Annotated in this window: 7 protein-coding genes; 4 read left to right on the top strand and 3 right to left on the bottom strand. The window is 72.1% G+C overall.

Annotated elements, in window-relative coordinates:
• Nucleotides 1–41: 41 nt before the first annotated feature.
• From ACFWN1_RS30800 to ACFWN1_RS30790, 3 genes are all read right to left on the bottom strand, one after another.
• A complete protein-coding gene (locus ACFWN1_RS30800) occupies nt 42–269 on the bottom strand; it encodes a DUF3107 domain-containing protein (protein WP_217463053.1) in 228 nt (75 codons plus the stop codon).
• 135 nt (nt 270–404) lie between these two features.
• Nucleotides 405–1046, bottom strand: coding sequence for a TetR/AcrR family transcriptional regulator (locus tag ACFWN1_RS30795; RefSeq protein WP_384369232.1), 642 nt, complete (start codon nt 1044–1046; stop codon nt 405–407).
• A 146-nt stretch (nt 1047–1192) separates the two neighbouring features.
• Nucleotides 1193–1417 (bottom strand): hypothetical protein, encoded by a 225-nt coding sequence (locus ACFWN1_RS30790; protein WP_384369229.1) that lies wholly within the window; start codon nt 1415–1417, stop codon nt 1193–1195.
• A 218-nt stretch (nt 1418–1635) separates the two neighbouring features.
• Here ACFWN1_RS30790 and ACFWN1_RS30785 point away from each other — a divergent pair, with 218 nt between their 5' ends.
• The 4 genes from ACFWN1_RS30785 to ACFWN1_RS30770 all read left to right on the top strand — a co-directional run bounded on the left by ACFWN1_RS30785 (nt 1636) and on the right by ACFWN1_RS30770 (nt 6141).
• Nucleotides 1636–2616, top strand: a complete 981-nt coding sequence (locus ACFWN1_RS30785; RefSeq protein ID WP_384369226.1) for an alpha/beta fold hydrolase — start codon at nt 1636–1638, stop codon at nt 2614–2616.
• An 8-nt stretch (nt 2617–2624) separates the two neighbouring features.
• Nucleotides 2625–4070 carry a DUF3152 domain-containing protein gene (locus ACFWN1_RS30780; protein WP_384369223.1) on the top strand — a complete coding sequence of 482 codons (1446 nt, stop codon included), beginning with the start codon at nt 2625–2627 and terminating at the stop codon, nt 4068–4070.
• A gap of 80 nt (nt 4071–4150) precedes the next feature.
• Nucleotides 4151–4246 (top strand): Ms4533A family Cys-rich leader peptide, encoded by a 96-nt coding sequence (locus ACFWN1_RS30775; protein WP_324608470.1) that lies wholly within the window; start codon nt 4151–4153, stop codon nt 4244–4246.
• 182 nt (nt 4247–4428) lie between these two features.
• Entirely contained in the window at nt 4429–6141 is a 1713-nt protein-coding gene (locus tag ACFWN1_RS30770; protein WP_384369219.1) for an ABC transporter substrate-binding protein, read from the top strand.
• Nucleotides 6142–6195: the final 54 nt, after the last annotated feature.

The following is a 6195-nucleotide window of genomic DNA, read 5'->3' as shown; positions in this document are numbered from 1 at the left end:
CAGTGCGCACTGTGCCGCCGGGCCCTTCACAGGTGTCGCGCCTACAGCGTGCCGAAACCGACCTTGCGCACGGTCGGCGCGCCGATCTCCACGTACGCCAGACGGTCCGCGGGGATCACGACCTTGCGGCCGCGCTCGTCCTCCAGGCTCAGCAGCGGCGACTTGCCGGCCAGGGCGTCGGCCACGACGCGCTCGACCTCCTCGGCGCTCTGACCGCTCTCCAGAACGATCTCGCGGGGCGCGTGCTGCACGCCGATCTTGACCTCCACGGCTATGTCCCTCCGACGGTCAGTGATGTGCGCGATCTGCCGCGCCGTACGCAGCACACACTAGCCCGGTGCGGGGACGCGTACGCCTCCGGCGGGAACGCCATCAGCGAACACGCCGCACGAGCGGGCCGCGCGTCAGTGGTGGTCGGTGCCGTGCAGCGGGAAACCGGCGATGCCGCGCCACGCCAGCGAGGCCAGCAGCTGCACCGCCTGGTCGCGGGGCACGCTGCGGTCGCTGTGCAGCCAGGAACGGGCCACCACCTGGGCGAGTCCGCCGAGGCCGGAGGCGAGCAGCATGGACTCCGCGCGGGAGAGGCCGGTGTCCTCGGCGATGACCTCGCAGATCGCCTCGGCGCACTCGTTGGTCACCTTGTCCACGCGCTCGCGCACGGCCCGCTCGTTCGTCAGGTCCGACTCGAAGACCAGGCGGAAGGCGCCGCCGTCGTGCTCGATGTACGCGAAGTAGGCGTCCATGGTCGCCCGTACGCGCTGCTTGTTGTCGGTCGTCGAGGCGAGTGCCGCGCGCACGGCCTGGATCAGTGCCTCGCAGTGCTGGTCCAGCAGGGCGAGGTAGAGGTCGAGCTTGCCGGGGAAGTGCTGGTAGAGCACCGGCTTGCTGACCCCGGCGCGCTCGGCGATGTCGTCCATCGCGGCCGCGTGGTAACCCTGGGCGACGAAGACCTCCTGGGCCGCCCCCAGCAACTGGTTGCGCCGGGCTCGGCGTGGCAGACGGGTGCCGCGCGGGCGTGCTGCCTCTGTTTGCTCGATGGCTGTCACGCCGCCTCCCAGTGTCGTCACTCATGCGGTGCAGGGCCGCGCGGCCATCGTACTTTTCGGTAACCCCGGTGTGCGCGGTGCGAGCGCAGAATTTCACGTACCGGACGACGGCGAAAGCCGTGGTACCCGGCCCGGTGCCCGCCCGGTCAGCGGTAGTCCTCCTCGTCGGACCTGACCACACGGGCCTGCTCGATCCGGTCGCCCTCGCTGCCCCGGTCCGGGTCCACGCCGCTCAGCGGCTCGTCCCGCTCCTCCGTGAGGGGGGCGCGCTGCTCGACGGCGTCACGCTCGGGGGCCTCCACGGAGATCTGCCGTTCGCCGCCGTCCTCCGGGCTCTCGATCTCGTCCGGCTCGGTGGGGTCGTGGGCCATGACGGCCTCCCTTCCTTCCCGTTCTTCCAGCTTCCGTACAGGAACCTCCGGCAACCTCGGGACCGGGCGGGCACCCCTGCGGGAGCGCTGTCATACGAGCCTAGGAGACGGACCAGGGCGACGCCACGCCATCGGGGAGACGGGCACCCGCCCCCGCCCTCCCGCCCTGTGAGGGCGAACACATGAGCCCCGGTGTGATCGTCTCGTAACATTGCCGCATGTCTTCGACCGAGTCACCTTCCGTGCCGGCCGCGAGCGTGCTCCCCCGGGTCGCACCCGTAAGGGTGGGCGAGGGTGAGCGGATGAGGTCGGTGCGACTGCCGGGGGTCACCCTGACGGTCCGGTCCCGGCCGCCCCGAGGGCAGGGCCTCCAGCCCGCGCTGTTCGTGCACGGGCTCGGCGGTTCCTCGCAGAACTGGTCCCTGCTGATGGCCGAGTTGGACGATGCCGTCGACTCCGAGGCCGTCGATCTGCCGGGCTTCGGCGACTCCCCGCCGCCGGACGACGGCGACTACTCCGTCACCGGGCACGCGCGTGCCGTCATCCGCCACCTCGACGCGGCCGGCCGCGGCCCGGTCCATCTCTTCGGCAACTCCCTGGGCGGCGCGGTCTCCACGCGCGTGGCCGCCGTCCGCCCGGACCTGGTGCGCACCCTGACGCTGGTCTCGCCCGCCCTGCCGGAGCTGCGCATCCAGCGCAGCGCCGCCCCCACCGCGCTGCTGGGCGTGCCCGGGGTGGCCGCGCTGTTCAACCGGATCACCCGGGAGTGGACCGCCGAGCAGCGGGTGCGCGGTGCGATGGCGCTCTGCTACGGCGATCCCGCGAGCGTGTCGCCGGAGGCGGTCCGGTACGCGGTGGAGGAGCTGGAACGGCGCCTGAGGCTGCCGTACTTCTGGGACGCGATGGCCCGCTCCGCGCGCGGGATCATCGACGCGTACACCCTGGGCGGGCAGCAGGGGCTGTGGCGGCAGGCCGAGCGGGTGCTCGCGCCGACCCTGCTGGTCTACGGTGGCCGTGACCAACTCGTCGGCTTCCGTATGGCCGCCAAGGCCGCCCGCTCCTTCAGGGATTCGACGCTGCTGTCCCTGCCGGACGCCGGGCACGTGGCGATGATGGAATACCCGGAACTGGTGGCCAGGGCGTTCCGCGAACTTCTCGTGGAGAGCGCCGCGGTGGGCGCCACGGACGCGGAGAACTGAGGGCAGGGGTGGGACGACACAGCCGCCGAGGACCGGCTCCCAAGGGGGACGCCTCGGCCAGGGAGGACACGGACACGGCGGCGGGGGCCGCCGGGGGTGTCACCGGGACGGGTGACTTCGCCGCGCGCCGGCGTCCGCCGGGCGCCGGTCAGGACTCCAGGGGTGACGGGCCGGCCGCTCCGGGCCCTGAGGGTCCTCGGGGTCCTCAGGCGGGCGAGTCGCGGAGTGCCGGGCATCGGGGCGCGGACGCCTCCGCCGCGGCCGTGAGCGGTGCCGGAGGGCACGTCCCGCCCGGCCGGGACGGCGGTGCCGGGGCTCGTGACCGGGCGCCGGGCGGTGTCGCCGAGGGGTCCGGGCGGGCGCGCGGCGGTCATCCCGAGCAGCGTGAGACGGGCGGCGGCTGGGGGGAGTTCGAGGGCCGGGGCACACAGGGGGCGCGGGGTACTCAGGGCGCTCAGGGTGCCGCCCGGCGTCCCGCCCCGGCGCCCTTCCCGCGGCAGCGGCGCGCGGAGCCGGCGGACGTGGGTCCCGGCCCCCGCAGGGAGTACCTGGACGCCTTCGCGGAGCGCGCCGCGCCGGCGTCGGCCCGGCCTGCCCGGGTGCCGGAGCCCAGGACCGCGCCGGACGATGGCGGGCCGCCCCCGGCAGCCGCGCCGGAGGTCCGGCCCGGCGGCAAGGGGCGGGCCTTCACCGGGGTCGCGGCCGCCGCCGTGACCACCGTGCTCGCCATCGTCGTCGCCGGACAGGTGGCCGACGGCCGCGCGCGGGGCGAGTCCCGGGCCCAGGCCGCCGGCGGCGGGCCGCCGCCCGCTGCCCAGGCCGTCCCCTCCAGCGCGCCGAGCGCCGTCCCGCTGACCTACGCCCAGAAGATGGGCCGTCTCTATCCCCTGGGGGCCGCCCTCAAGGGGTCCGGCAAGCTCGACCCGGTGCCCGGCTCGGCCGAGGCGCCCGGCAAGGGCGTGAGGATGACCTACCGGGTCGACGTCGAGCAGGGGCTCGGCCTGGACGCCGCGCTGTTCGCCGACGCCGTGCAGCGCACCCTCAACGACGACCGGAGCTGGGCCCACCACGGTGAGCGCGCCTTCGAGCGGGTCTCCACCGGCAAGCCGGACTTCGTGATCACGCTGGCCAGCCCCGGCACGACCGCCGTGTGGTGCGCCAAGTCGGGCCTGGACACCACCGAGGACAACGTCTCCTGCGACTCGGCGGCCACCGAGCGCGTGATGATCAACGCCTACCGCTGGGCACAGGGCAGCGTCACCTACGGGGGCGCCAGGATCTACCCCTACCGGCAGATGCTCATCAACCACGAGGTCGGCCACCGGCTCGGGTACGGGCACGTGATGTGCCAGAAGGACGGCCAGCTCGCCCCGGTGATGCAGCAGCAGACCAAGTTCCTCGACCACGACGGAATCCACTGCCTGCCCAACGCCTGGCCCTACCCTGAGAGTTGATGCGCAAGTGGGCGCAGGGGCGGACGGGTCCGACTCATGTCACATTGACATGAGTCGCAAGTTCGTTCATATTTCTGCGCATGTGGTCCCGTCACGCCGTCTTCCGCAGCGCCGCCATCGAGCTGGCGCTCATCGGTGTGACCGCCCTCTGCGTGGCCGACATCGACTGTCGCTGACCGCCTCCCTGGCGTCCGCGTCGATGCGTGCCCTTTTCTCCCCGCCGCCCGTGATCTCTTTCGCGGGCCCTCTCGACGACTGACGCCGGGGCCGACGCCTGTCCGCGGGTGTCTCATTCCTCGTCCATATGTCTCACCCCTCGGGATGCCCCGAGGGTCCCCCCGAGAGGTCGTCATTTCCGATGCGTCAACCGTCCGTCATAGCGCGCCGCGTGGCAGCGGCATCCGTCAGCCTGGCCGTGGCAGCGGGCGTCGCCGCCTGCGGTCCTGAGGACAACGATGCCAAGGGCGCCGGTGGCGACGCCGCGCCCCACAAGGGCGGCACCCTCACCGTGCTGAACGCCGAGGCCCAGACCGACTTCGACCCGGCCCGCCTCTACACCTCCGGCGGCGGCAACGTCCCCTCGCTGGTCTTCCGCACCCTCACCACGCGCAACCGCGAGAACGGCGCCGAGGGTGCCAAGGTGGTCCCCGACCTCGCCACCGACACCGGCCGCCCCAACAAGGACGCGACCGTGTGGACGTACACCCTGAAGGAGGGGCTGAAGTACGAGGACGGCACGCCGATCACCTCGGCCGACATCAAGTACGGCGTCGAGCGGTCCTTCGCCCCCGAACTCTCCGGTGGCGCGCCCTACCTGCGGGACTGGCTGACCGGCGCCGCCGGCTACCAGGGCCCGTACAAGGACAAGAAGGGTCTCTCGGCGATCGAGACGCCGGACGCGCGGACCCTCGTCTTCCATCTGAACAAGCCCGAGGGCGAGTTCCCGTTCCTCGCCACCCAGACGCAGTTCACGCCGGTGCCGAAGAGCAAGGACACCGGCACCAAGTACGAGCAGCACCCGGTCTCCTCCGGCCCGTACCGGGTGGTCGAGAACCGCAACGACGGCGAGCGCGTCCTGCTGGAGCGCAACCCGCACTGGAGCGGTGACGACGAGCGCAAGGCGTACCCGGACAAGGTCGATGTGCGGTCCGGGCTCGACTCCTCCGTCATCAACCAGCGGCTCGCCGCCTCCCAGGGCGCCGACAAGGCCGCCGTCACCACCGACACCAACCTCGGCCCGGCCGAACTCGCCCGGGTCAGCGGCGACAAGGGCCTCGCCGCCCGTGTGGGCACCGGCCACTTCGGCTACACGAACTACATCGCCTTCAACCCGAAGGTGAAGCCGTTCGACGACCCGAAGGTGCGCCAGGCGATCTCGTACGCCGTCGACCGCTCCTCGGTGATCAACGCGGCGGGCGGGTCCGCGCTCGCCGAGTCGGCCACCACCTTCCTGCCCGACCAGAAGTCCTTCGGGTACACCCCGCACGACCTGTTTCCGGCGGGCAGGTCCGGCAACGCGGCCAAGGCGAAGGAGCTGCTGAAGGAGGCCGGCCACCCGACCGGGCTGACCGTCACCCTCACCCACTCCAACAGCAAGGACTTCGAGACCAGCCCGGAGATCGCCACCGCCCTCCAGGACGCACTGAAGAAGGCCGGCATCACGGTCAAGCTCCAGGGCCTTGAGGACAACGACTACCGGGACAAGATCCACAGCGTCAAGACCGAGCCCGGCTTCTTCCTCGCCCACTGGGGTGCCGACTGGCCCTCCGGCGGCCCCTTCCTGGCCCCGATCTTCGACGGCCGCCAGATCGTCAAGGACGGCGCGAACTTCAACAACGGCCTGCTGGACGACGCGTCGGTCAACACCGAGATCGACGCCATCAACAAGCTGACCGACCTGAACGCCGCCGCCGCCCGCTGGGGCGCGCTGGACAAGAAGATCGCCGGCCAGGCCCTCGTCGTCCCGCTGTTCCACCCCGTCTACAAGCGGCTGTACGGCTCGGACGTCAAGAACATCGTGATCAGCGACTGGACCGGCGTGCTGGACATCTCCCAGGTCTCGGTGAAGTGACCCGGTGAGCGAAGCACTCGTCGCCGTCGAGGCCGCCGGGGCGGACATCACCGC

Source organism: Streptomyces sp. NPDC058459, assembly GCF_042721685.1.
Classification (GTDB): Bacteria; Actinomycetota; Actinomycetes; order Streptomycetales; family Streptomycetaceae; genus Streptomyces.
The sequence above is the reverse complement of the archived record's forward strand: the minus strand, read 5'-3'. Positions and strand labels throughout refer to the sequence as shown.

Bases quoted from the DNA above. Each gene is read 5' to 3' on its own strand.
- ACFWN1_RS30775 (WP_324608470.1), top strand. From the start codon at position 4,151: ATGTGGTCCCGTCACGCCGTCTTCCGCAGCGCCGCCATCGAGCTGGCG.
- ACFWN1_RS30770 (WP_384369219.1), top strand. From the start codon at position 4,429: ATGCGTCAACCGTCCGTCATAGCGCGCCGCGTGGCAGCGGCATCCGTC.
- ACFWN1_RS30790 (WP_384369229.1), bottom strand. From the start codon at position 1,417: ATGGCCCACGACCCCACCGAGCCGGACGAGATCGAGAGCCCGGAGGAC.
- ACFWN1_RS30785 (WP_384369226.1), top strand. From the start codon at position 1,636: ATGTCTTCGACCGAGTCACCTTCCGTGCCGGCCGCGAGCGTGCTCCCC.